At 63.1% G+C, this 21,240-nt stretch carries 27 protein-coding genes and 1 pseudogene; 11 read left to right on the top strand and 17 right to left on the bottom strand.

Annotation, left to right across the window (positions count from 1 at the left end; all coding sequences use genetic code 11):
- Positions 1-71: 71 nt before the first annotated feature.
- The 5 genes from EN808_RS20380 (at position 72) to EN808_RS20400 (ending at position 2,743) form a co-directional block, all read left to right on the top strand.
- Positions 72-446 carry a hypothetical protein gene (locus EN808_RS20380; RefSeq protein WP_135916728.1) on the top strand — a complete coding sequence of 125 codons (375 nt, stop codon included), beginning with the start codon at positions 72-74 and terminating at the stop codon, positions 444-446.
- 926 nt (positions 447-1,372) lie between these two features.
- Entirely contained in the window at positions 1,373-1,660 is a 288-nt protein-coding gene (locus EN808_RS20385) for a hypothetical protein (RefSeq protein ID WP_127870387.1), read from the top strand.
- Positions 1,661-1,798: 138 nt separating this feature from the next.
- A complete protein-coding gene (locus EN808_RS20390) occupies positions 1,799-2,005 on the top strand; it encodes a hypothetical protein (RefSeq protein WP_127870386.1) in 207 nt (68 codons plus the stop codon).
- An 85-nt stretch (positions 2,006-2,090) separates the two neighbouring features.
- The gene (locus EN808_RS20395) at positions 2,091-2,360 is read left to right on the top strand and encodes a DUF982 domain-containing protein (protein ID WP_245511705.1); all 270 of its coding nucleotides are present in this window, start codon (positions 2,091-2,093) and stop codon (positions 2,358-2,360) included.
- 149 nt (positions 2,361-2,509) lie between these two features.
- Positions 2,510-2,743 (top strand): DUF378 domain-containing protein, encoded by a 234-nt coding sequence (locus EN808_RS20400; protein ID WP_127870385.1) that lies wholly within the window; start codon positions 2,510-2,512, stop codon positions 2,741-2,743.
- A 125-nt stretch (positions 2,744-2,868) separates the two neighbouring features.
- Here the strand turns inward: EN808_RS20400 and EN808_RS20405 are convergent, their stop codons facing one another.
- On the bottom strand, positions 2,869-3,951 hold the full coding sequence (locus EN808_RS20405; RefSeq protein ID WP_135916729.1) for a PAS domain S-box protein: 1,083 nt from the start codon (positions 3,949-3,951) through the stop codon (positions 2,869-2,871).
- Between the two features lie 75 nt (positions 3,952-4,026).
- Complete coding sequence (locus EN808_RS20410) at positions 4,027-4,272, bottom strand: hypothetical protein (RefSeq protein WP_127277998.1); 246 nt, start codon at positions 4,270-4,272, stop codon at positions 4,027-4,029.
- A 271-nt stretch (positions 4,273-4,543) separates the two neighbouring features.
- Here EN808_RS20410 and EN808_RS20415 point away from each other — a divergent pair, with 271 nt between their 5' ends.
- Both EN808_RS20415 and EN808_RS20420 read left to right on the top strand, forming a co-directional pair.
- Entirely contained in the window at positions 4,544-4,852 is a 309-nt protein-coding gene (locus tag EN808_RS20415) for a hypothetical protein (RefSeq protein WP_127277999.1), read from the top strand.
- 92 nt (positions 4,853-4,944) lie between these two features.
- Entirely contained in the window at positions 4,945-5,130 is a 186-nt protein-coding gene (locus EN808_RS20420) for a hypothetical protein (RefSeq protein ID WP_127278000.1), read from the top strand.
- 39 nt (positions 5,131-5,169) lie between these two features.
- On the opposite strand, the gene EN808_RS20425 is transcribed toward EN808_RS20420, so the two are convergent.
- The 4 genes from EN808_RS20425 to EN808_RS20440 all read right to left on the bottom strand — a co-directional run bounded on the left by EN808_RS20425 (position 5,170) and on the right by EN808_RS20440 (position 9,660).
- Positions 5,170-7,158, bottom strand: coding sequence for an AI-2E family transporter (locus tag EN808_RS20425; RefSeq protein ID WP_135916730.1), 1,989 nt, complete (start codon positions 7,156-7,158; stop codon positions 5,170-5,172).
- A 160-nt stretch (positions 7,159-7,318) separates the two neighbouring features.
- A complete protein-coding gene (locus EN808_RS20430; RefSeq protein WP_135916731.1) occupies positions 7,319-8,398 on the bottom strand; it encodes a D-alanine--D-alanine ligase family protein in 1,080 nt (359 codons plus the stop codon).
- A gap of 23 nt (positions 8,399-8,421) precedes the next feature.
- Positions 8,422-9,039: a C39 family peptidase gene (locus EN808_RS20435; protein WP_135916732.1), complete on the bottom strand. Its 618-nt coding sequence runs from the start codon at positions 9,037-9,039 to the stop codon at positions 8,422-8,424.
- 105 nt (positions 9,040-9,144) lie between these two features.
- Positions 9,145-9,660: a hypothetical protein gene (locus EN808_RS20440; protein ID WP_135916804.1), complete on the bottom strand. Its 516-nt coding sequence runs from the start codon at positions 9,658-9,660 to the stop codon at positions 9,145-9,147.
- 294 nt (positions 9,661-9,954) lie between these two features.
- Between EN808_RS20440 and EN808_RS36380 the strand changes: the two genes are divergently transcribed.
- Positions 9,955-10,173, top strand: a complete 219-nt coding sequence (locus tag EN808_RS36380; protein WP_189343723.1) for a hypothetical protein — start codon at positions 9,955-9,957, stop codon at positions 10,171-10,173.
- A 78-nt stretch (positions 10,174-10,251) separates the two neighbouring features.
- Here EN808_RS36380 and EN808_RS20450 read toward each other — a convergent pair whose 3' ends face one another.
- The 6 genes from EN808_RS20450 to EN808_RS20475 all read right to left on the bottom strand — a co-directional run bounded on the left by EN808_RS20450 (position 10,252) and on the right by EN808_RS20475 (position 13,875).
- Positions 10,252-10,851, bottom strand: a complete 600-nt coding sequence (locus EN808_RS20450) for an outer membrane beta-barrel protein (RefSeq protein ID WP_135916733.1) — start codon at positions 10,849-10,851, stop codon at positions 10,252-10,254.
- 9 nt (positions 10,852-10,860) lie between these two features.
- Entirely contained in the window at positions 10,861-11,073 is a 213-nt protein-coding gene (locus EN808_RS20455) for a hypothetical protein (RefSeq protein ID WP_135916734.1), read from the bottom strand.
- A gap of 57 nt (positions 11,074-11,130) precedes the next feature.
- Positions 11,131-11,847 carry an outer membrane protein gene (locus tag EN808_RS20460; RefSeq protein WP_135882022.1) on the bottom strand — a complete coding sequence of 239 codons (717 nt, stop codon included), beginning with the start codon at positions 11,845-11,847 and terminating at the stop codon, positions 11,131-11,133.
- Positions 11,844-12,029 (bottom strand): hypothetical protein, encoded by a 186-nt coding sequence (locus EN808_RS20465; RefSeq protein ID WP_245464336.1) that lies wholly within the window; start codon positions 12,027-12,029, stop codon positions 11,844-11,846. Before EN808_RS20465 ends, EN808_RS20460 begins: the two co-directional genes overlap by 4 nt.
- A gap of 222 nt (positions 12,030-12,251) precedes the next feature.
- The gene (locus tag EN808_RS20470) at positions 12,252-13,211 is read right to left on the bottom strand and encodes an AraC family transcriptional regulator (protein ID WP_127870378.1); all 960 of its coding nucleotides are present in this window, start codon (positions 13,209-13,211) and stop codon (positions 12,252-12,254) included.
- Between the two features lie 235 nt (positions 13,212-13,446).
- Positions 13,447-13,875 (bottom strand): VOC family protein, encoded by a 429-nt coding sequence (locus tag EN808_RS20475; protein WP_135916735.1) that lies wholly within the window; start codon positions 13,873-13,875, stop codon positions 13,447-13,449.
- 155 nt (positions 13,876-14,030) lie between these two features.
- Between EN808_RS20475 and EN808_RS20480 the strand changes: the two genes are divergently transcribed.
- Positions 14,031-14,285, top strand: a complete 255-nt coding sequence (locus EN808_RS20480; protein ID WP_245464337.1) for a hypothetical protein — start codon at positions 14,031-14,033, stop codon at positions 14,283-14,285.
- Positions 14,286-14,300: 15 nt separating this feature from the next.
- Here the strand turns inward: EN808_RS20480 and EN808_RS20485 are convergent, their stop codons facing one another.
- From EN808_RS20485 to EN808_RS20500, 4 genes are all read right to left on the bottom strand, one after another.
- Positions 14,301-15,470, bottom strand: a complete 1,170-nt coding sequence (locus EN808_RS20485; protein ID WP_189343734.1) for a PLP-dependent aminotransferase family protein — start codon at positions 15,468-15,470, stop codon at positions 14,301-14,303.
- 161 nt (positions 15,471-15,631) lie between these two features.
- Entirely contained in the window at positions 15,632-16,090 is a 459-nt protein-coding gene (locus EN808_RS20490; RefSeq protein ID WP_135882101.1) for a GNAT family N-acetyltransferase, read from the bottom strand.
- A gap of 273 nt (positions 16,091-16,363) precedes the next feature.
- Positions 16,364-16,651, bottom strand: coding sequence for a GIY-YIG nuclease family protein (locus tag EN808_RS20495; protein WP_127280753.1), 288 nt, complete (start codon positions 16,649-16,651; stop codon positions 16,364-16,366).
- Positions 16,652-16,837: 186 nt separating this feature from the next.
- On the bottom strand, positions 16,838-17,326 hold the full coding sequence (locus EN808_RS20500; protein WP_245511708.1) for a hypothetical protein: 489 nt from the start codon (positions 17,324-17,326) through the stop codon (positions 16,838-16,840).
- Positions 17,327-17,427: 101 nt separating this feature from the next.
- On the opposite strand from EN808_RS20500, the gene EN808_RS20505 reads away from it, so the two are divergent.
- Positions 17,428-18,027 (top strand): DUF922 domain-containing protein, encoded by a 600-nt coding sequence (locus tag EN808_RS20505; RefSeq protein ID WP_135866162.1) that lies wholly within the window; start codon positions 17,428-17,430, stop codon positions 18,025-18,027.
- Between the two features lie 50 nt (positions 18,028-18,077).
- On the opposite strand, the gene EN808_RS20510 is transcribed toward EN808_RS20505, so the two are convergent.
- On the bottom strand, positions 18,078-19,613 hold the full coding sequence (locus tag EN808_RS20510; RefSeq protein ID WP_135916736.1) for an acid phosphatase: 1,536 nt from the start codon (positions 19,611-19,613) through the stop codon (positions 18,078-18,080).
- A gap of 182 nt (positions 19,614-19,795) precedes the next feature.
- Between EN808_RS20510 and EN808_RS20515 the strand changes: the two are divergent.
- A pseudogene (locus tag EN808_RS20515) lies at positions 19,796-21,057 on the top strand (cytochrome-c peroxidase).
- Positions 21,058-21,240: the final 183 nt, after the last annotated feature.

The following is a 21,240-nucleotide window of genomic DNA, read 5'->3' on the forward strand; positions in this document are numbered from 1 at the left end:
CGGCCTCAGATTGCAGAAATCGCCGCGCGAGGAATATATTCCTATCGATTGACTTGGCAAGGGCGGAGCCGGTGGCCATCAACAACGTTCTGACGCATGCTCAAGAAAATCGCTTTGCCTCGGCCTTCATGTCGCCGCCTCCTCGGCTGACGCAAACATTCCTCCGTGGATCAACCGCCACGCAAGCCTCCGGCTCATGGGCCAATCAGGGAACAACTTCCATCCCGCGCGAGTTGTTGAGCCGGGAGGACGCGGATCATGATAAGGTGGCCATTGTCATGCAACACATCGATGACACCAAAAAGCTGGTTGACCGCTTGGATGAAACGGAGCGTCGCATCAAGGAAACTCAGGAAGTCATCGAGGGGAACCGTCGGCTTATAGAGAGGTCCCGTGAAATTCTTTCCAATGTAGCGAGCGCTGCAGCGCTTCGCGGCTTAGGCTAGTATCTGGACCTGAGAGAGAGTCCGCGCTGAGGCGGGGATAATCCAGCACACGGCATTTGTGCTGAGCATCGTAAGCCGCCGGGAGGAACTCCAGCTTGGCCCGGCTGCCGGTAGTCCCTAAAACCCCCGTGACGACATGCGATCGGGGATGTGGTTCGAGTCGATGAACGGGAACCAGGCAGAAAGCCGCAAGCGAACTCTCTGAACGGAGTCAGGCCGGATCGCTTCAGATCCGCTACCGATCGGCCAATCGGGATACAGGCAGGATATCGGCCGGTGCCCTGCCTGCTAGGACCGCTCGCACCGGAAAATCCAAGTCATCGTGCCTCCGTAGTCCAGCCCCAGGCGGGCGCCTGGGGCCTTGGATGAACAATTCAGAATGGCAGGAGGACGGCGACTTCCGCCCTGGACCCCGTCGCGATTGACGGCCAGTTAACGTTACGTTAACTTTAATTTAGATTACACTAAAATAGGTGGCTCTAATGAAAATGGCTCTCGTTTGCCTGGCGCTTGTCCTCGCCGGTTCAAGTGTCGCTGCGGCGCACGAAAAGAAGGCAAAAGTCACTGCTGCGAACACATGCGCTGGTCTATCGATCAAGGCGGCAGTGGCGGCAAAATTGGACTGCACTGCAACCGGAACAGCAACGTCGACCCAGACCGACGCAGCGAATACCAAGCCGCGCCTCGGGTACCAGAACGCTTGGACGATATCCTCGTTTGGCCTTTGATGTTCCGGCGTTTGGTCTACCCAAAGGCGCGGACCGGGCCGGGCCTTTAAGCGCGGTCGCTTCCCTGGCCAAGCAGTTTCGATTACAGGCGTCGAATACCTTTGCAAGAAGCGCAGCCGAATGCCCACGGGGCGGTGCTCGATCCCCGGCAGGAAACCTTGCGGCCCGTTGCACGTTGTCGGCCAACAGGAGAGTTTCATGGACCCGGCAACCGCGGCGGTGATGATCATGCTTTCATGCAACGCATCGCTCTGCCGGCCCATGGAGTCGCAGCCCGTCGCCTATTCCTCGCTCGAGGAATGCCAAGCGGCCCTTGCAGTCAGATTGGCACCGTGGCCGGGCGGCGAAATGGTCGGCCGATGCAAGCAGGTCGACCGGACGGCGACCGGCTCGATTCCCCCGGAAGGCTATGCCACGGTTCAAGTCACGCGTGGGATGGGCCGCGATGCGGTCACCACCAACTACTTCGTTCCGAGAGCCAACTAGAAGCCTGGAAGCCGTCGGACCGCCCGTTGGCCGCCAGGCGGACATCGGGCAGGTCACTCGGTTTGCCCCGGCCCTCCTGAAACCATTTCACGGACCCCGCGTTGACGACCGGGCACCGCCAGCCACAGGAGACATTCCATGACCGTCAATTGCCGCATATCCATCGACAACCGGCCGGACGCCACCAACGCCACCTTCCAGGCCGTGCCGCGCATTGGAGAGAGTGTTTCCCTGTCGGTCGACGGAAGCCCGCAGGATTTGCGGGTCTCGCGTGTCGTGCATGTGCCCAACGGCGGCCTGGAAGGCGCCGCGATCATCGTCGAGGTGACGACCAACATCCTCTAGGCCTTGTTTTGCCGGGAGATGCCGGGCCGAGCCTCACGCGACAGTGATCGGCTGATATGAAACCTCGCGCGGCCACGCGCGTTCCATGCGCAACATGGTCGAGGTTCCAATGCAAACCGCGTGGTTCTCCAAGCCCGTCGTGGTTTCGGTCGGCGTCACCGGAGCCACCCGCAACCTGTCCAACACACAACAAGCCATCGAACTTCTCACGACACATTGGCGCGATGCCGGCAGCCTGAAACATCAGTCGGCGCTACGCGCCTGCCGTCGCGCCACGAGTGGCGACGTTTCCCCGGATATCGCGAGGGAGGCCTTTGTCGAGGCCGCGCGCGAGGCGCACGTCCTGGTCGAATAGGCTCCAGGCCCCGCAACCCGGCCTGATTTCGCGTCCTGCCGTCGCTCACGGCTTGTTACCACCGTTCACAATTCCGTGATTGACGGAACCTCCTGAAACCACAGGCGTTTTTCTTCCGGCGTTTGTTCAGGCAACATCAGGAGGCGTTTATGCGCATCATGAACCTCGTCACCCTCGCCCTTATCATCCTTGGTGGTCTCAACTGGCTGGCCATGGGCGTAACGGGCTATGACGTGATCGGCACGGCCCTTGGAGGAGCCACCTTGGCCCGCCTCGCCTATACGGTCATCGGTCTTGCCGCCATATGGCAGCTCATGCCGGGCTTCCAGAGCTTCACGGTTGGCGAAGTCGATGCCGAAAGGCATATCCATCATCATCCGTGACCGGTAAAACTGGCGGCGGGGTCCCCCGCCGCCCCACCATGACGGCTATTTCTACGCGCACCTGCCCGGCGGCAACCAAGCTTCCTCGTTCAGGATCGAACGGACAACCTATTGAAATCTCGAATCTAAATACCCAAACCCGCCGCATCGGCGATGGGCTCGGTACCGGCTTGCGCCACGATGATGGAGGCCAGGGGCGCGCTCAATCGCCATTTCAAATGGCCAGGCGACCGTTCCAGAACGGCTGAGCCACCCAGCGACTGCGGCGCCACACGCTGCAGCACGACGGTGCCGAACCCCTTGCGCGTGGTCTCGTCGCGCCGGTCGCCAGGACGAGGCTTCGATGTCTCCTCCCAGGTCAATTGGAATTCACGCTCGCCCAAGGCGCTAGAGCCTATCGTCCAGGTGATCTCGACCCGGCCGGCATCACTGGACAGGGCGCCATATTTGGACGAGTTCGTGCCGAGCTCGTGGAAAGCCATGCCGAGGTTCTGCACCGCGTTCGACTGCAGCGTCAGGACCGGCCCGGAAAGCAGGATCTGCTCCTCGCGGCCGAAGGGCTTCAGATGCTCCTGGATCAGGTCGAAGAGGCTCGCTCCCGCCCACTCCGAGGTGACGAGCAGATCATGCGAGCGCGACAGCGCCATGATGCGGGCGCGTATCAGTTCCTCGAACTCTTGCGGGTCGCTCGAGCGCTTGCTCGTCTCCCTGACCATCGACAGGATGACCGCGAACTGGTTCTTGACGCGATGGTTGACCTCGCGCATCAACAGCCTGATGCGGCGCTCGCTCTCCTTGGCGGCGGAGATGTCGCGGGCGATCTGCGAAGCGCCGATGATCTCGCCTACGCCGTTCCTGACTGGCGAAACCGTCAGCGAAACGGCAATGAGCGAGCCATCCTTGCGCCTTCTGGTCGTCTCATAGCTCGCCACGCGATCGCCGCTGCGAACCCGGCTGATGATCTCCGTCTCTTCGCCCTTGAGGTGATCGGGTATCAGCATGAGGATGGACTGCCCCACCGCTTCCTCGGGGCTGTAGCCGAACATGCGTTCAGCAGCGAGGTTCCAGCTTGTGATGACGCTGGTCAGATCCTTGCTGATGATCGCATCGAAAGAGGAATCGACAATCGCCGCCAGCCGCGCATCGGCGCTCGCGCCCAATCGTCCCTTGTCTTCAACATCACTCACCGCCGCCAGGAATTCCGTCATGGCCACCTAACTAGCCCGCAAACCAATCGAGGCAATCGCCCCCCTGACGGAATTAAGGAATCCGCAGCTCCCGGCTTACTCAGCTGTCCCGCCGTTTGGCCTTCTGCCATCGACCTCGGGCGCCAGCACGCCGAATTCCTGCGATTTGGTCCCTTGCCCGGCGGCGAGGAAGCCATCGGAGGCCAGACCCCGGCGCAATAGTTCCCTGACCGCGGCGGAGCGGCTCGGCATGCGCTTTTCGAAGCGCCAGTTTTCCAGGGCCATCAATTCGTCAACGGTGAGCATGATCTGCAGCCGTTCCGGACGTTCCAGGTCAGCCATCTAAGCTTCCTCGCTGGAGCTGAGAATGTGTCGAGTTAGTATCTACCTCGTTCAGCTAACAAATAGGGTTTGCCTCATAATGCGTCAAGTGCCGCCAGTGGGGGAACGGCGCATCTAACCCATGATGAGAATAAGACGTCGGACCCCCACTTGCATTACTATACTAACTTATTGATTTTATTCAAGTATTTTTGAGAATTCGCTTGTCATCCGCGCCCACCTGGCGCATGCTGCGACATGGATAGAAACAAGCCCTCCAAGGGAGGTTTAAATGCGGTACGAATACTCTTCGCGGTTGCTGGACGACGTCAATTCGGCGGTCCAGAGGGCCTTTGAGATGGCAGGCATCGTCAACATCAGCGCGGTGGCGGAACAGATCAGGGTGCGAAACCTGGCCGAGAATGTCGCCCTCGAGGATGTCGAATACCTTGTCCTGCACGCTGCCCAGGTGCTTGGCGCGGCAATCGAATTCGACGCTCTGGGCAACGGCTTGGCTGCGAGTGGGAACGGGCTCGTCGACAATGGCGAGGAGAGTGCGGTCATGCCGTTCGATCTTCCTCGGTCAGCCTCGATGCAATAGTCAAAAAAGCCTGCGGACCGCCACGGCTCCAAGCGCAGTGGAACAAGTCCGGTCTCTGGAGGTTACTGCATCGCCCGACGGAGGAGAATGTTGTGAAGACCCTGCGCAGTCTGCTTGCCGAACTGTCTTCCAACTGGCTCCGGCGCCGCAAGGTTCAGGCACCGGTCGCTGGAAATCCGGTCAAACCTGTTTCCCGCCTTCCCCACCAGACCGCGAAGATGCGGCCAGCCCACAAGCCCAAGCCGCCCTCCTCCCGCGACGTTGCTTCAAATATGTAAACGACCGCGAAACCCCTACACACTTTTCCGGGATTTGCCCTAGCTCGCAGCGGTGGCCGAGGCCTTTCTTGGGGTGGCCCGCTGACGCCGCATGCGGCGTTTGGCAACGAGCTTCAGGGCGACCGGCGGCTCGTTCGACAGTGCGCCCACCACTGCATCCATCATGCCATGCGCCACGAAATCCGCGTTGATGTCCTGGGCCAGTTTGACGGCTGCGTCCTTGTCCTCATTTCCGGTCTCCGACCAGAACACGATTCCGACCCGCAGCGCTGCCTTCGTACGCTTTAGCCGGCGAACCAGAAACCGGGCGTGCTTGATGGAATCCGCGTTCAGGAAGCCAACCACGACCGTGTCGACGGTGTCGAGTTCGAGGCGGCGAATACCTCCCGGTTCCATGTCTGCAAAGCCTGCCTTCGAGACCGTCGTGCCCTGGACTTCCAGGACCTGGGCCAGCATGGCTGCTGCGGCGTCGTCAAGCTCGCCACGCCCGCCAGCGCAAAGCACCGACATATCCGTGCCGTCGGGCAGATCGGCCTCCTCCTCGCCGGCGGTCTCACCGTCGTCGCTCGCCTCCGCGGCCACGAACGTGCCATCCTCCTCATCCGCTTCCTCCTGCGCACTTTCGTCGAGGTTTGCCACCAGCGCCTGCGCACTGGCCGCCAACTGCCGCCTTTGCTGATCGCCCATGACACCGCGCGCACGGTCCTGCTCGCCCAGCAGAAGTGCGGGAATAGCCACCTTGTCGTAGAAATCGACCAGGTATTTCTCTTCCAGCATCTCTTCGGCGTGGTCCGTGGCCTCGTCCGGATCACCGGCGAGCAGACGCTGGTAGAGGCGCGCATGGGGTTCGAGCACGGGCTCGTTGCCGAAGAGCACGTCGAGGAACTCGAACTGCGGCACGTGCCTGCCCAGCACCACCAGGCACACGGTGAGCGGTGTTGACAGGACCAGCCCAAGCGGCCCCCAGAGCCACGTCCAGAAGATGGCCGCTACGATGATCGCGAGGGATGACAGCCCGGTTCGCGAACCATAAAGCCAGGGTTCGACGACATTGCCGGTAACCAGTTCCATCACCACGAACAGGGCGGCTGTCCACAGCACGAGCGACCAGCCTGGCGCCACGGCCAGCGCCAGGAACAGCGGCAGCAGCATGCCTATGGCAGGCCCGATGTAAGGAACAAACCGCAGGGCTAGCGCGAGCAATCCCCATAGCAAGGCATTTGGAATGCCGAGGATCCACAACCCGATCGCTATCGGTATCGCGTACAAAATGTTGACGACCAGTTGCATCAGCAGGTACCGGCCAACACGCTTGCCGGCATCCTGAAGCGCCTCGGTGGTGCGGTGAAGGTCGCCATAACCGACAAGCCGGATGAAGCGGTCGCGCAAGTCCTCTCGCTCGAGCAGCATGAAGATGACGACCACGATGATCAGCCCGGCCGATCCGAGCGGGCTGATCAGCGGCCCGACTATGTTCTGCAGGACCTCCAGCGGCCTTTCGCGCGAGACGATCTCGACCGGCACCGGCTCACGCGGCGGCTTTTCCGGGGTGGCGGCCGGCGGCGACGTCTCCTGCCTGTCGATTTCCTGGCCGACACGTTCGACAACCTTGCCCAACCTGGCAATGATCCCTCCGCCGACTCCGGTCTCCTTGAGCGAGCGGATCTTGGTCAGGATGTTGGTCTGGTAGACCGGGATGTTCTGCGCCAGTTCGCTGACCTGCGTGGCGACAATGAAGCTGAACAGGGCAAGGGCGGCGAACGCCCCCAAAACGCTGACGATGACGGCGGCAATCCGGGGAATACCGGCCCGTTTGAGCGCGGACACAAGAGGGGCGAGCGCGAAAGTCAGCAACAGCGCGATTGCTATCGGCAGGAAAACCTCACGCCCGAAATAGAGCGCCGCCACCGTGGTGACGATGGTGGCCACATTGGGCAATGACGTTCGAGGGTGTGGGGCGGCGGGCGAAAGAATTTCCTCCAACCCATGAGGCGGCGATGCCATCCCGTTTCGACGATTGGCCGCCATTCCCTGTCCCTCCTGCCGGCTCCATGATCGGGCATATAGAGCCGGCGTACAACATTAGCCAGAGGTGAAACACACGTCGTTCAAGGCGCAGTTTATCCGGCGTGGCGACCGTGCTGAAAGGGCGCACCGGCCTTCCGACTGGCTGCCTGCCCGGATCGGATCAGCGCACGCCGTGCCGCGCCAGCGCGTGCTCGATCAGCGCGTCGATGACCTCCGCGTAGCCGATGCCGATCGCCGCCAGCGCCTTGGCGTACATCGAGATGTCGGTGAAGCCGGGCAGCGTGTTGACCTCGTTGACCAGCAGGGAGCCGTCGGCACGCAGGAAGAAGTCGACGCGCGCCATGGCCTCGCAGCCCAGCGCCTTGAAGGCTTGCCCAGCCATGTCCCTCGCTCTGTCGGCGATCGCGGCGGGGACGTCGGCGGGCACTTTGACCACCGCGCCGTCGGCATCGAGATATTTGGCCTCATAGGTGTAGAAGCCATGCTTGCCGGCCGGGATGATCTCGCCCGGCAGCGAAACCGTGAGCGAGCCGCCTGCCCGTTGCAACACCGAGCACTCGATCTCGCGGCCTTCGACGAACTCCTCGATCAGCACCTTGCCGTCGTAGCGGAAAGCCGTTTCGACGGCCGCTTCAAAGCCATCCTTGTCGTTCACCTTGCTCACCCCGAAGGACGAGCCCTGGCGTGCCGGCTTGGCGAAGAAAGGCAGCCCAAGCGCCCCGGCGATCTCCTGGAACGAACCGACATCACCTCTATGCACGGTGACCGAGCGGGCGACGGCAAGGCCGGCCTCGCGCATGAGCCGCTTGGCGACGTCCTTGTCCATGGCGGCGGCGGAAGCCAGAATGCCGCAGCCGACATAGGCGACATCGGCGACTTCCGCATAGCCCTGCACCGAGCCGTCCTCGCCGAAGGGACCGTGCAGCACAGGAAAGACGACATCGACAGGCGTAAGGTCAGCCCGTATTCCCTCGTGCGACGCCGGGATCAGCCGGCCCTTGCCGCCGGGCAGCAGGGCGACCTCCACGCCGTCCTCCGACACCGGAGCCCCTGCCCCATCGCCGCCAGCCTCGGACGAGGATTGCAGCAGCCACCTGCCCTCCCGGGAAATGGCGATCGGCACCACCTCGTAGCGCGTCCGGTCGATCGCCTTCAGCACGTTGGCCGCCGACAGCCGCGACACGTCGTGCTCGGCCGAGCGCCCGCCATAGAGGATGGCAACCCTGATCTTTCCGGTCATCGAAATCCCTCAACTGTCGAAAATCAAATGGCGACGGCAATGCCGCGATTGGCGAAGAAACGATCGAAATCGCCTGGCGCCAACACTGCGTTTGCCTGTGTGGCGCTGGTATGGCCGGATGGGTTGTGAAAGCGAAAAACCTCATCCGACGCGGCGGTGGCCAGAACCAGGTGTCCGCCCTTCGATGGCGGCTCGCGCTCGGGCCAGCGGATCGAACTGCTGACCGAAGCGATGAAGAAGCGCGACCGGGCGAGGATCGCTGGAATGTCCGCCGTCGCGACATTGGTCATCACCTCGGCCTCGAGGCCGAATTCCTGCTTCACGAAGGCAACGAAAGGCGCGTAGATCAGCCCCTTGATCGAGCCTTCATTGACGACATAGCCGCCATATCCGGTGCACCGTCTTGCCAGTTCGATCGTCGGCACGATCTGGCCACGCGTCGCCAGGATCATCTTGAGACACGCCATGCCGCAGACATTGGCGGCCCAGACCGCGTATTCGTCGCGCGTGGCGGCACCCGATCCCTGCCATAGCGGATCCCGCCGCAACGCGGCCTCAGCGCCATCGGCGAGCACCGCCAGCGTCATGTCGGGCGTCTCCCACTGACTGAAAAACGGCACGGCTTCAGGCAGTGGACTCATGCGGATTCCTCGGGTAGCCAATCAATCTCGTATACGAGAATACGAGATGGCTGAAAAGCCGCTCGGACCCCGTCGAATTTGCTCGGGGGCGTCGCGGGGCGCCGTCTAATCAACCTTCGTCCAGCCGAAGACCAGCCAGGCGTATTTCGATTTTTCGTCGGGTTCGGCGGTGTAGGTCATCTGGATGTCGCCGCCCTTGGCGTAGATATCGAGCCTGGGCGCCGTGTCCAGCTCGAGCCATAGCGAACTCTTGCTGAAGGACCAGGTTCCGCACCAGACGCAGGAACCCGATGTCGGGTCGCCGGGCTGATGGAAATTGTAGCGGCCATCCGCCGTGATCTCCAGATAATCGAACGCGCCGTAAAACGCGGTCACCGTCTGCTGGAACTCATTTGCGGCGGCTTCCTGTTCCGGCGTGGGCGCATCCTTCATGTCGCGCGGCGGCCGAGTGGTGGCGCCGCTGAGTTGCCATTTGCCGACAAAGTCCTTCTGGGTCGGAAGATATTCCTCCTGAGCCTGCGCCGAAGATATATGAGTCATTGGTAATATGAATGGTGCGACCATGCCCAAAATCGCAAGCAACGGCGCGGCGACCCGGATCGCCTTGGTTGATTTTTGCATGAAAATTGTTTCTCCACGGTGGGCAAGAGATGTTCTGTTCGGGATGTTGTTGAGAAAGGCGGCGCGCATTGCTTCAACGCCGATTCCCGTCCGCCTTTTTCGGTTAGCACCGCAGCCACCGATCTGGCAACGCAAGGCAGCGATCGGTATTGGGCCGGTTTGGTTCTACGACTACAAAAGATTCGTAAAGCCGCCGCCGCGGGTGTAGTGTGCCTTGTCGTCCGCACCAACCCAGGCAAACGGACGCTTGAAAGTCAACTCAGGTGCTTTCGCCCGACGAGGGAGGAGAGCGCCATGGCTTTCTCAAAATTCACCAGCATGTTCACGTCCGACGATCTGGACCTTCTCCAGAAGGTGTTCGACCAGCTGTGCCGAGAGCGCCGTCTGGCCCTCAAGGACAAGGATCAGAGAGACCAGCTGGCGCGCGAAGTCATGGAAGCTTTCGAAGGTGGCTTCACCGAGGAAACCGAGTTGTGGCAGTCGCTTTCGAAGCGACGCACCGCCCAAGCGTGAGCGGCGGGACGCGATTGCCTCCAGTCATGCAGCCAATTGCGATGCGATCACGGCCGCGCTTTCAGCCGTGCCGCCGGCTCACTTCGTATTGACCACCGAAGCGGGCCGGTAAGTGTCCATGGTCGCGCCGTTGCGGTCCTCGTCGAAGAGGGAGTCGCTGCCGAAGCTGGCGCGCAGGCCGATGACGACCTTGTTTGCCCTGAGGTCCTGGGTGGACGTTTCGAACTTCCTCCGTTCGAATTCATAGCGTCCGAACACCGCCCAGGGCGTCTCGTCGAACCGGTACATGGCCTGGACGGCCGCACCGACCACGTCCTCGTTGGTGCCGTCGTAGTCGGTTCGGTTGAAGTCGAGTTCCGCATCGAGGCGAAAGTTCTTGCGGACGAAATAACGCGCCACGGCGCGCACGCCCCACTGGTCGCCGTGAAAGTCGCTGATGGTGAGCTGGCCGACACTGGCCTGGCCATAGAGGGTCAGGTTGCCGAGATAGAGTTGTGCTTCCGGGCCGACAGCATAATTGTTCACGGTGACGCCGCTTTCGCCGACCGATGTGTAGGCGGCGAAGATGCCGGCGGCAAAACGGTCGGGATCGCGGTAGAAGCCATGGATCGCACCGCGCGTTTCATCCAGCGCGTCGTAGTGGCCCCATATGCGGTCGTAAGTCAGGTCGCCCTGCAAATTCCAGCGCTATGCAAACGGGATGTTGACGCGCAGGGCACCGCCGCCGGCCCGCGTCGTGTAATCGTCGCCGACGAAGCGCAGTCCGCCGAGATAGAGTTCGCCATAACCGGAAATACGCGGCGCCACCGCCGTCTCGGTGGCAAGCGGCTGCAGGATATCCGCCGCGCGAGCCGATGTCGCAACGATCAGCGACGCGAGGCAGATGGAAAAGCGATGCATTTGGAGCCCTCGAATACGAATTCCGACGCTGCGCCAGCGGCGAAAGATAAGCACTGTTCAGAATTTGTAGGCGATGCCGAGCCGGATATCGTTCGTCTTCAGGTCGATCTCATCATGCAAGGGAACCCCGCTGGGAACCGCGATGCGTGTCGAGGGGTGGCGGCCGAAATCGGCAAAGCGGTATTCGCCCCGAACCAGCCAATTGTCGGTGACGGCGTATTCGGCACCCGCGCCCAGCGTGTAACCGCTGACGGTGTCCTCGACATCGGCATAGGCGGCTCCGCCTGGAAGGGCGACCGTGGTGTGCTTGTACTTCGCCATCGCCAGGCCGCCGGTGACGAAGGGAAGCCAGCGATCCATCGCATAGCCGGCCCGCAGGCGAACCGATCCGACTGCCTCCAGTTCGAGCACGCCGCCGAAGCCGGGATCGTCTACGCCAGCCGCCCGATAGAGTGTGGTGTCCTTGACGCTGGCAAAGCTGTAGTCGCCCTCGATGCCGAGGACCAGGCCGCCGTCGAACTGCTTGTCATAGCCGGCATAGAGACCGCCGAAACCGCCGGACGGGCCGTAGCCCCAGCCATAATCGTCGAAGGCCCCTGGCGCGAAAGTCTGCCCGACCCTGGCGTTCCCCCAGGCATATCCGGCCTGCGCGCCGACATAGCCGCCGGACCAGCTGTAGCTGGCAGCCACGGGCAAGGTTTGAGTGGCGTCGGCGGCGAACGCCATGCCGGCTGGCACCGCTGCAAGGATCGTTGCCAGAAGAATCGTCTTCACTGTTTGCCGCCCCCAAAAAGATGCCGTGTCCCGCCGGACTTTCCGGCGGCGTAACCGACGTCGGCGCCGGCATAAAGCCCGGACCAGTCGTAACCGGCCGGCGCGGTTTCGCCGATGTCCGCCGCACATGCCGCGCCGACCGGCGCGAGAAGGATGGCCGTAGCAAGAAGAAGAGTTTTCATTGTTGTCTGCTGCCCCAATTGTCGTTCTCCGCCGCGTTGATGCCCGCGGAGATCCAGCTGTTGTCGAGAACCCGGTTTTGCATTGTCCACCGGCCGCGTCTTGGGCTGGGCCGCACCCGAATTGTCGGGGAAAGCGCGGCTGTGCTTTCCCCGTCCGTGTGGCCATTCGGCCTCACTCGATCGATGTGTCGGGTATCCCACGGGGGATCGCTGTCGGAGACGCTACCTGGCGCTACTTGGCGTCGAGCCGAAGCGGCGGCGGAAACAGCGATTGAAATAGGAGACGTCGGAAAAGCCGCTCAACAGCGCGATCTCGCTGACCCGCATGCGGTCGTTGCGCCGGTCGCGCAGCATGCGATGGGCTCTCTGCAGGCGCAGTTCGAGAATATGCTCGGCGAAACTGGAGCCCGTCTCCTGCAAGAGATCATGCACGTAGCGCGCGGAAAGCCGTAACTGCTGGGCGATGTGCTGGGCCGAGATGCCGGGATCGGCGAAGTTGTCCCGCATCTTCTGCAGGATGGCCTGCAGCCTTGCCGCGCGCAAGCCGCGCACGCCCGCCAGCTCGGCGATCTCGCCCTTGGCGCCTGTCGCCAGCCCGATCAGGTCGACGATCGTCTCGGTGGCGTGGGCGACGAGATCGGGCGAGACCAACGCCGGTCCCGCTTCCAGGAAGCCGCAATAGCGCTTGAGCATGTCGAGCGCTTCATTGTCGGCGCCGATGGTCAGCGCCAGGCGATCCTCGACATGGGCGAAGGCATTTTCCAGGATTTCGCGGGGCACCACGACATTGGTCCAGACATTGTGGTCGCCCCCGGTCATTTCCAGCGCTTCCGAAGCCGAGACCAGCGCGCCTTCGCCCCTGCCGATGCTGTAGTCGCGGCCGGTCTGCACGCCGCTCAGCCTGGTGTCGCCATCGTTGACCAGCAGCAGATAGCCGTCGCGGCCGTCATCGGCGATGTTGCGTGTCTTGCGGCTGGCATGCCTGATCGTTCCGGCCATCCGCCCGAGCACCAGCGGCCCGATGGCGGTGGCTTCGATATCCGCCTGGAAAGGCACGTTCGCGGAGATGGCGTATTCGACCGACCATATCTCCGCGACGTGGATGTCCTGCCAGAGCGCGAAGCGCGCGCGGTCGTCGAGATGCGGCGGCAGATCGACCGACGAGAAGACATTCTTTTTCAACGAGCAACCGGCCTTTCCCGCGCACGCGTCCTCCCTGAAGCCGCACCCTATGGGACCGATTTGCCTCCTGTCCAGAGGCGGCGCTATCCATGCCCTGCAGGACAATTTCAGTGCGGCACAGGTCAAGAATCCGAGCGGATTCGCCAGCGCGGGGCTCGAATTTCCAAATACCCGGAAAAATGCGGCGCGGAATCACCCGCATCGCTCGGCGCTGTGGCCGGCCGAGTGCCCTTACCTAGAATGTGATCTTCACGGAAGCCGCACTGCGGTTGGCCGGGCCGTGGTGGACGGCCTCGATGTTGTTGCCGTCGGGGTCGAGCACGAAGGCGGCATAGTAGCCGGGATGATAGGGCCGCTCGCCCGGCGCGCCATTGTCCGTGCCGCCGGCCGCCAGCCCGGCTTTGTGGAAGGCATCGACCATGGCGTGATCCCTGGCCTGGAAGGCCAGGTGAAGACGGCCGGTCAGCTTTCCCTGTGCGGCCCGGCTGTCGGCGCTGGAGATGAACAATTCGTCGGCCCAGAAATAATCCTCGCCGGTGCCGCCGATCGGGACACCGAGCACCTGGAAGACCGCTTCGTAGAAGCGCCGGCTGGCGGGGAGATCCCGCACCACGAGCTGGAGGTGGTCGATGAGCCGGCCGCGATGCAATTCCTGGGTTTCCATGAAAGCTCCTCCTCGCAAGGTCTCGAATTTAGGTCCGGGCGGCAGGGCGTCAACGCGCGGCACGTGCATCTGCTGACAACCTGCGACAAATCTTCGGGCGCGATGGAACCATTCGGCTGACGGCGAGTTTGGGGGCGCGGCGGGAGGACTTGCGATTGGATTGTTTTCAGAAGCTTGAAGCGCTGATCGACAGCGCCGATGCCGACGGCATCGAGGAAGCGAACGCATTGCTGCGCCGGTTCAAGGATAGGTCCGAACAGACGACGCGGGCCATCGATGAGTTCATGCTGGACTTCAAGACGTTGGTCTTCGTCGTCGAGACCGGCGTAGAGGGTTTCCAAAAGCCGATCCGCAAGCTCGCCCGCGCCAGGCTTGCGAAGCTCAAATATCTGGTGAACGTGCCGGCGTAGGCGCCGGGCGCGGGCCTAGCTCTTGAGCAGCGCCGCCAGCCGTGGAATGCCCTCGGTCACGGCGCGGCGATTGGCCAGCGTGAAGGACAGCCGCAGCGTGTTGCGCCCGGTGCCGTCGGCGTAAAAGGCATTGCCGGGCACGAAGGCGACCCGCGCCTCCTTCACCGACCGCGCAAGGAGTTCGGTGGCGTCGGCGCCTTCCGGCAGCGTCACCCAGACGAACATGCCGCCTTCCGGGCGGCTCCAGGTCACGCCCTCCGGCATGTTGGCTTCCAGCGCGCCGAGCAGCCCGTCGCGGCGCTCGCGATAGGCGCCGATCAGCTTGTCCACCTGGCCGTCGAACACGGATTCAGCGACGCGGTGCATGACCATCTGGTTGACCGACGGGCTGTGCAGGTCGGAGGCCTGCTTCATCAGCACCAGCTTCTCGATCACGTGGCGCGGCGCGCAGACCCAGCCGACGCGCATGCCCGGCGACAGGATCTTCGAGAACGAGCCGCAATAGAGCGTGCGTGCCTTGTCGATGCCGCCGGAGCGCGCGCAGTCAAGTGCCAGGATCGGCGGCACGCCTTCGCCGTCATAACGCAGCGCCCGGTAGGCGGCGTCCTCGATGACGGCGATGTCGAGCTCGCCGGCAAGGTCGAGCACGGCCTCGCGCTGCTTTCGGTCCAGCGTGTTGCCGGTCGGATTGGCGAAGTCGGGCACCAGATAGGCGAACTTCACACGCCCGCCATTGGCGGCGGCAGCGGCGCGATAGGCCGCCGGCGTCATGTTGCCGCCTTCGGGGCGCAGCCGGTCGTAGCGTGGCTCATAGGCGTTGAAGGCCTGCAGCGCACCGAGATAGGTCGGCCATGTCACCAGCGCCGTATCGCCCGGCGACAAGAACAGCTTGCCGAGATAATCCAGGGCCTGCTGCGAGCCGGAGGTGATGAAGATGTTGGCCTCGTCGCACGCGATGCCGAGCTTGCCCATCTGTCCGGCGAGCCACTTCCGCAGCGGCAGATAGCCTTCCGAGACCTGATACTGCAGCGCCGCCCCGGCTTCCGCCCCGCCCAGCACATCGGCATAGGCATCGCGGATGGCATCGGCCGGAAACAGCGAGGGATCGGGAATGCCGCCGGCGAAGGAGATGATGTCGGGCTGGTCGAGCAGTTTCAGCAGCTCGCGGATTTCCGACGCCTTCATGCGCGACGAGCGCGAAGCCAACAGGTTCAAAAGGGTCAAGACACGCCTCCCGGACGTATTTACAATAGGTCAACCTGACTGACCTATATCCGCTTTGTCAGCCGATTTGAATAGTGCCTGAAAGGCTTCCGCTATACGCCAGTCGCCGTCGGCGTCCGTGTCTAAAGGCTCTTCTTGTAACCAATATGGCTGGCGGTGAAGCCGAGCCCTTCATAGAAGCGGTGCGCATGCGCCCGGCCCTTGTCGGTCGTGAGCTGGACAAGGCCGCAGCTTCGCGCCCGGCATTGCCCGATCGCCCATTCGAACATCTTCTTGCCGATGCCGCCGGAGCGCCTGCCGCCGGCAACGCGAACCGCCTCGATCTGCCCGCGCCACGCGCCCTTGCGCGAGAGCCCGGCAAGGAAGGTGATCTGCAAGGTACCGATCACCGCCGCGCCGTCGACGGCCACCGCAAGCAGCTGGTTTGGGTCGGCGTCGATGGCGTTGAAGGCATCGACATAGCCTTGCGCCAGCGGCAACGAGGCATCTTCGCGGCTCGCTCCCAGCGGATCATCGGCGAGCATGGCGACGATGGCCGGCAGGTCGGAGGCTTGCGCCTTGCGGAATTGGATGTTGGTCATGGCGGATGAGATACGGCCGGCAGTTCACCAGGGCAAGGTTCGGCTCCCCTTCCCCCTTCGTGGGGATGTTCCGGCTTGGCAACATGCTTCTCACGACAATGGGCTAGTGGCAGGCTGACATCAGATGTTAGGATGGTGAGGCACCTTCGAAGGTTAGCCTAAGCTATCCCATCTTCGTCATCCTAGGGCGAAGCAGGAGCGCAGCTCCGTCGCGGAGACCCTAGGATCCATGCCGGGACGCCTGCAACGACCAAAGCGGGGCAGGACACAACGCTACCACCCAGTGCCGCGGAACAACTCGAACCATTCCGGATTTGCTTTTTCGATCAGTTCGATCTTCCATTGTCGCGACCAGCGTTTTAGCGATTTCTCGCGCTGAATGGCATCGGTGATGTCGAAATATTCTTCATACCAGACCAGTCGCTGCACACCATATCGACTTGTGAAATACGAGCCTTTGCCGGACTTGTGCTCGGGCATGCGGCGACCGAGATCGTTCGTGACGCCGATATAGATGGTGCCACCCTTCTGGCTCGCGGTCATGTAGACATAGCCGGTCATAAGTTAAGGCTATCGGGTAACGCGTCGGGAGAACATCCTGGTTCCGCTGTGTTCCTCGGCGAACGTCACGGCATGGATCCTAGGGTCTGCGCTGCGTCGCTTCGCTCCTTGCTCCGCCCTAGGATGACGACGGTACGGATGCTCAGCCCAATTGTAGCTGCCACAGCCGCCGCACAGTATCACCAATCAATCCCCATCGGCAGGCTTGGCCTTGCCGCACTGCGCCAGCACCTTGCCGATGGCCGCGCTCGACCCCTTCAGGGGAAAGCTGATATCGCCATATTTCTCAGCGCTGACCGACACATCCCCCTTCGAGCGCAGCAGGTCGAGCAGCGGGTCGGCTTTCGCCAGATCGACCACGAAATAATTGTACATGGCCTCCAGCTGCAGCGTCTTGGTCACCGTCTTGCCATCGGCCTTGAAGTCGAACTCGCCGCTGATGCCCGGTTCCAGTTGCTGGCCGCTGTCGCCCAGATCGTAGCTCAGCACCGGATTGTCGAAACAGGCCAGCATCAGATGCGCATCGCCTTTCGGCCCGCCGCAGACGGAGGCCGTCAGCACGCTGCCGCCCTCGTCTTCCTCCATCTTGGCGCTCCAGCCGCAGGACGCGGCAAGAACCGGCTGCACGCCGAGCAATGCCGCCAAGGCGCCAGCGGCAACGAAATATCTTCTCATGACTTCCCCCTCCGGGCATTTGCAGCACCCGCCGGCAGCATATAGGAAAAGCCGTTGAATGGCATTGCCGTCCGGCAAGGCCGCGCGCCTTGGAGAGAGCGGTGTCGAGAGCCTGTGTTCGCCTGTGTCTTCTGACCGCCGCCCTGGTGGCCTTGCCGCTCGCCGCCCATGCCGAATGGAAGCCGGTCGAGAAGGTCGAGACCTATGCCATTTCAGGCCAGTCCGGACCGGAGCTCTACCGGTCGATCGGCGAGAACGGGCCGAATGTCGGCGTCGGCCGCGCCATCGCCCACACCAATTTCAAGCTGACCTGGACCAGGGATTATCAGCCGCGTGCCGGAGCCTGCGTGCTGGTCTCGGCCAAGCCCAGGCTCATCATCACCTACACCTTGCCCAGCCCCTCCTCGCCGCTGCCGTCCGCCATCCAGAAGAACTGGGAGGTTTTCCTCGCCGGGGTCAGCGCCCACGAAAAGGTGCATGGCGCGACCATTGTCGACATGGTGCGCAAGATCGAGGCGGTGACAGTCGGCCTGACCGTCGCGGATGACCCCAAATGCAGCAAGATCCGGGCCGAGATGACCAGACGCCTGGCCGCGCTCTCGCAGGCACAGCGCCAGGCAAGCCGCGATTTCGACCGCGTCGAACTCGGCCAGGGCGGCAATCTGCAAAAGCTCATTCTTGCCCTGGTGAATGGCGGCTGAGAAGGCCACCGCGCGTTGCGGCGCGGCGGCAAATTCGTGATCCGCCTGCCCTACCGGCTCAGATCCAGCGCCGCGCTCAGATCCCCCATCGGCGGCTCGCCATTGGCGGCCAGCGCCTTGTCGCGGGCGACGATGCCGGTCAGCACCGGCAGGTCGTAGCGCGCGGTGATGAAGCGCAGGATCGACGTCGTGTCGTACTGGGTGTGGTCTACCGTGCCCATCCTCGCATAGGGCGAGACGATGAAGGCCGGGATGCGGTTGCCCGGGCCCCAGCGGTCGGCCTTGGGCGGCGCGACGTGATCCCAGAAGCCGCCATTCTCGTCATAGGTGACGACCACCAGCATGTGGCCCCATTGCTGGCTCTTCTCCAGATGCGCGACGACGTCGGCCAGATGCTGGTCGCCGCTCGCCACGTCGGCATAGCCGCCATGCTCATTGAGATTGCCTTGCGGCTTGTAGAAACTCACCGACGGCAGCTTGCCGTCGTCGATCGCCTTGATGAACTCCGCGCCATCCAGGCCGCCATCCCGCAGATGCTCGGTGCGCGCGGCGGTGCCGGGCGCGTAAGCGGCGAAATAGTTGAAGGGCTGGTGGTGGTACTGGAAGTTCGGCACCGGCGTGGCGTTCTTGCCGTCCAGCGTTGCCTGCCAGGCGCCGCTATACCAGGCCCAGTCGACGCCCTTCAGCGACAGGAGATCGCCGATGGTGATGTCGTGCTGCGGCGGCAGCGTGGTCGGCGCGGCCGGGTCGGCCAGCGCCTTGTCGCCACCCTCGGCCGGTTTGTTGGCGCTCGGCTGATAGGGCGGCTGCATGGTGTTGACGGCATGGAAATCGTGCGTGATGGCGCCGTCATTGACGAATTTCGGCACGCCGCCAAGGGCCGAGGCCGGCGAATTGTCGGCGACCTTCAAGGTCGTGCCGTCGGCCTCGACGACAGCGATTTGCGCCTTCACCGGGCTGGTGTCGGCATGCGGATAGACCGGCGTACAGGCGCAGGCGAGCTGGAAATGGTTGAGGAAGGAGCCGCCGAAGGCGCCCTGGAAGAAATTGTCGGCCAGCACGTATTTCTTCGCCACCTGCCACATCGGCAGGCTCGAGCCGTCATAGTGGCCCATGACGAGGCCGCCGGAATCGGCCCAGGCGACGAATTTGTCGTTCTTCCCGCCATTGATCTGCATCTGCTCCTGGTAGAAGCGGTGCCAGAGGTCGCGCGTGACGACGGAGGTCTTCTCGTTGAAGCCCTGGGGGTCGTCGATGGCGAAGCTGGCATTGGCGAGATGCGCCGATTGCGCCTCGGTCACCACTGGCGTCACCCCCTTGCCGGTCAGTCCGCCCCATGCCGGCGGCAGTTCTGTAAGCGGCTTGCCGTCGCGGTCGAGCTGGCGCGCCTGGTCGGCCGAGACATTGGCCAGCCCATTGGCGCCGGGGAAGCCGCCATAGAGATTATCGAAGCTGCGGTTTTCGGCATAGATGACGACCACGGTGTCGATCTTGTCGAAGCCGGGAGGGGCGGCATGGGCGGCCGCCAGGGGAATCAGGGCCGAACCGGCCAGGCCGAAGGAAGTGAGGAGCTTGAGCCTCGTCATGGGAAGACCTCGTGGCTTGACCGTGGCTAGAGGGGTGCGGGAACCATAGGGCAGCTAACGTGGCTGCCTTGTCACCTTTGTGACAGCCGCCGCCACGGCGAACACGGTTTCGTGAGCACTGGAGCCGGTCATCAATCCGTTGCACTGCGTTCTTATTGCCGGGCCAAAGCGGACCATGCCCCATGACCAGAAGACGATGGAAAATTCGGGCGATCGCCATTGCCGCGATCTCGACCTTTGGCCTTGCCGCGCCCGCGAATTCGGCGGGGCCGGATGGCTTCCATCCCGGCCCACTGTCGCGCGCCGAAGCCTTCGCGCGCGCCAAGGCGCTGACCGCCTTGGGGCGAAAAATGTTCTTCGACCCCTCGCTCTCGGCCTCGGGCAAGCAGGCCTGCTCGTCCTGTCATGATCCTAGCCATGCTTTCGGGCCGGCCTCGGCGGCGCCGGTCGAGATGGGCGGACCGAACCTCGACCTGCCGGGCCAGCGCGCGGTGCCGTCGCTGCGTTATCTCCAGGCCGCGCCCGCCTTCACCGAGCATTTCCATGATTCCGAGGACGAGGGCGACGAAAGCGTCGACAACGGTCCGACCGGCGGCTTGACCTGGGACGGCCGCGCCGACCACGGCAAGGACCAGGCGAAAATCCCCCTGCTCTCGCCCTTCGAGATGGCCAACAAGGGTGCCGGGGCGGTCACCGCCGCCTTGCGCAAGTCGGCCTATGCCGACAAGTTCAAGGCGGTGTTCGGGCAGGACGTCTTCGACCGCCCGGGCGACGCCTTCGGCGCCGCCGCCGAGGCGCTCGGCACGTTCGAGCAGAGCGCCGCCGATTTCTATCCCTATTCCAGCCGCTATGATGCCTTCCTCGCCGGCAAGGCGACACTGTCGGCGCGGGAACTGCATGGCCGCGCTCTGTTCGAGGACGAGAGAAAGGGCAATTGCGCCAGTTGCCATCTCAGCGAACCCGCCAATGACGGCGAGCCGCCGCAATTCACCGATTTCGGCCTGATCGCCATCGCCGTGCCGCGCAACCCGGCAATCCCGGCCAACGCCGACCCGGCCTATGCCGATCTCGGCCTGTGCGGCCCGCTGCGCACCGATTTTCGCGGCCGCACCGACTATTGCGGCCTGTTCAAGACGCCGACGCTGCGAACGTCGCGCTGCGCAAGAGCTTCTTCCACAATGGCGAGTTCCATACGCTGCGCGACGCCGTCGCCTTCTACGCCAGCCGCGATACCGACCCTGGCCGCTGGTATCCGACAAACACCGACGGCACGATCGATAAATATGATGATTTACCAAAGGCTTACTGGCCGAACCTGAATCAGGACCCGCCCTTCGACGGCAGGAGACCTGGCGGCAAGCCGGCGCTGACGGATGCCGAGATAGACGATATTGTCGCGTTCCTGCAGACGCTGACGGATGCAGACCAGGTGGCAGCGAAATAACCTGAGACGCGGCGGGACAGCGCCCCCCTCTGTCCTGCCGGACATCTCCCCCACGAGGGGGGAGATCAGCTTTGATTGCGGCTCTCGCCCATTGTTTCAACGTTCCAAAAAGGCGCGGGGCGCCAACACTGCAATCTCCCCCCTTGTGGGGAGATGTCCGGCAGGACAGAGGGGGGCGCGAAG

Origin of the sequence: Mesorhizobium sp. M8A.F.Ca.ET.165.01.1.1 (assembly GCF_004792065.1) — a bacterium.
Classification (GTDB): domain Bacteria; phylum Pseudomonadota; class Alphaproteobacteria; order Rhizobiales; family Rhizobiaceae; genus Mesorhizobium.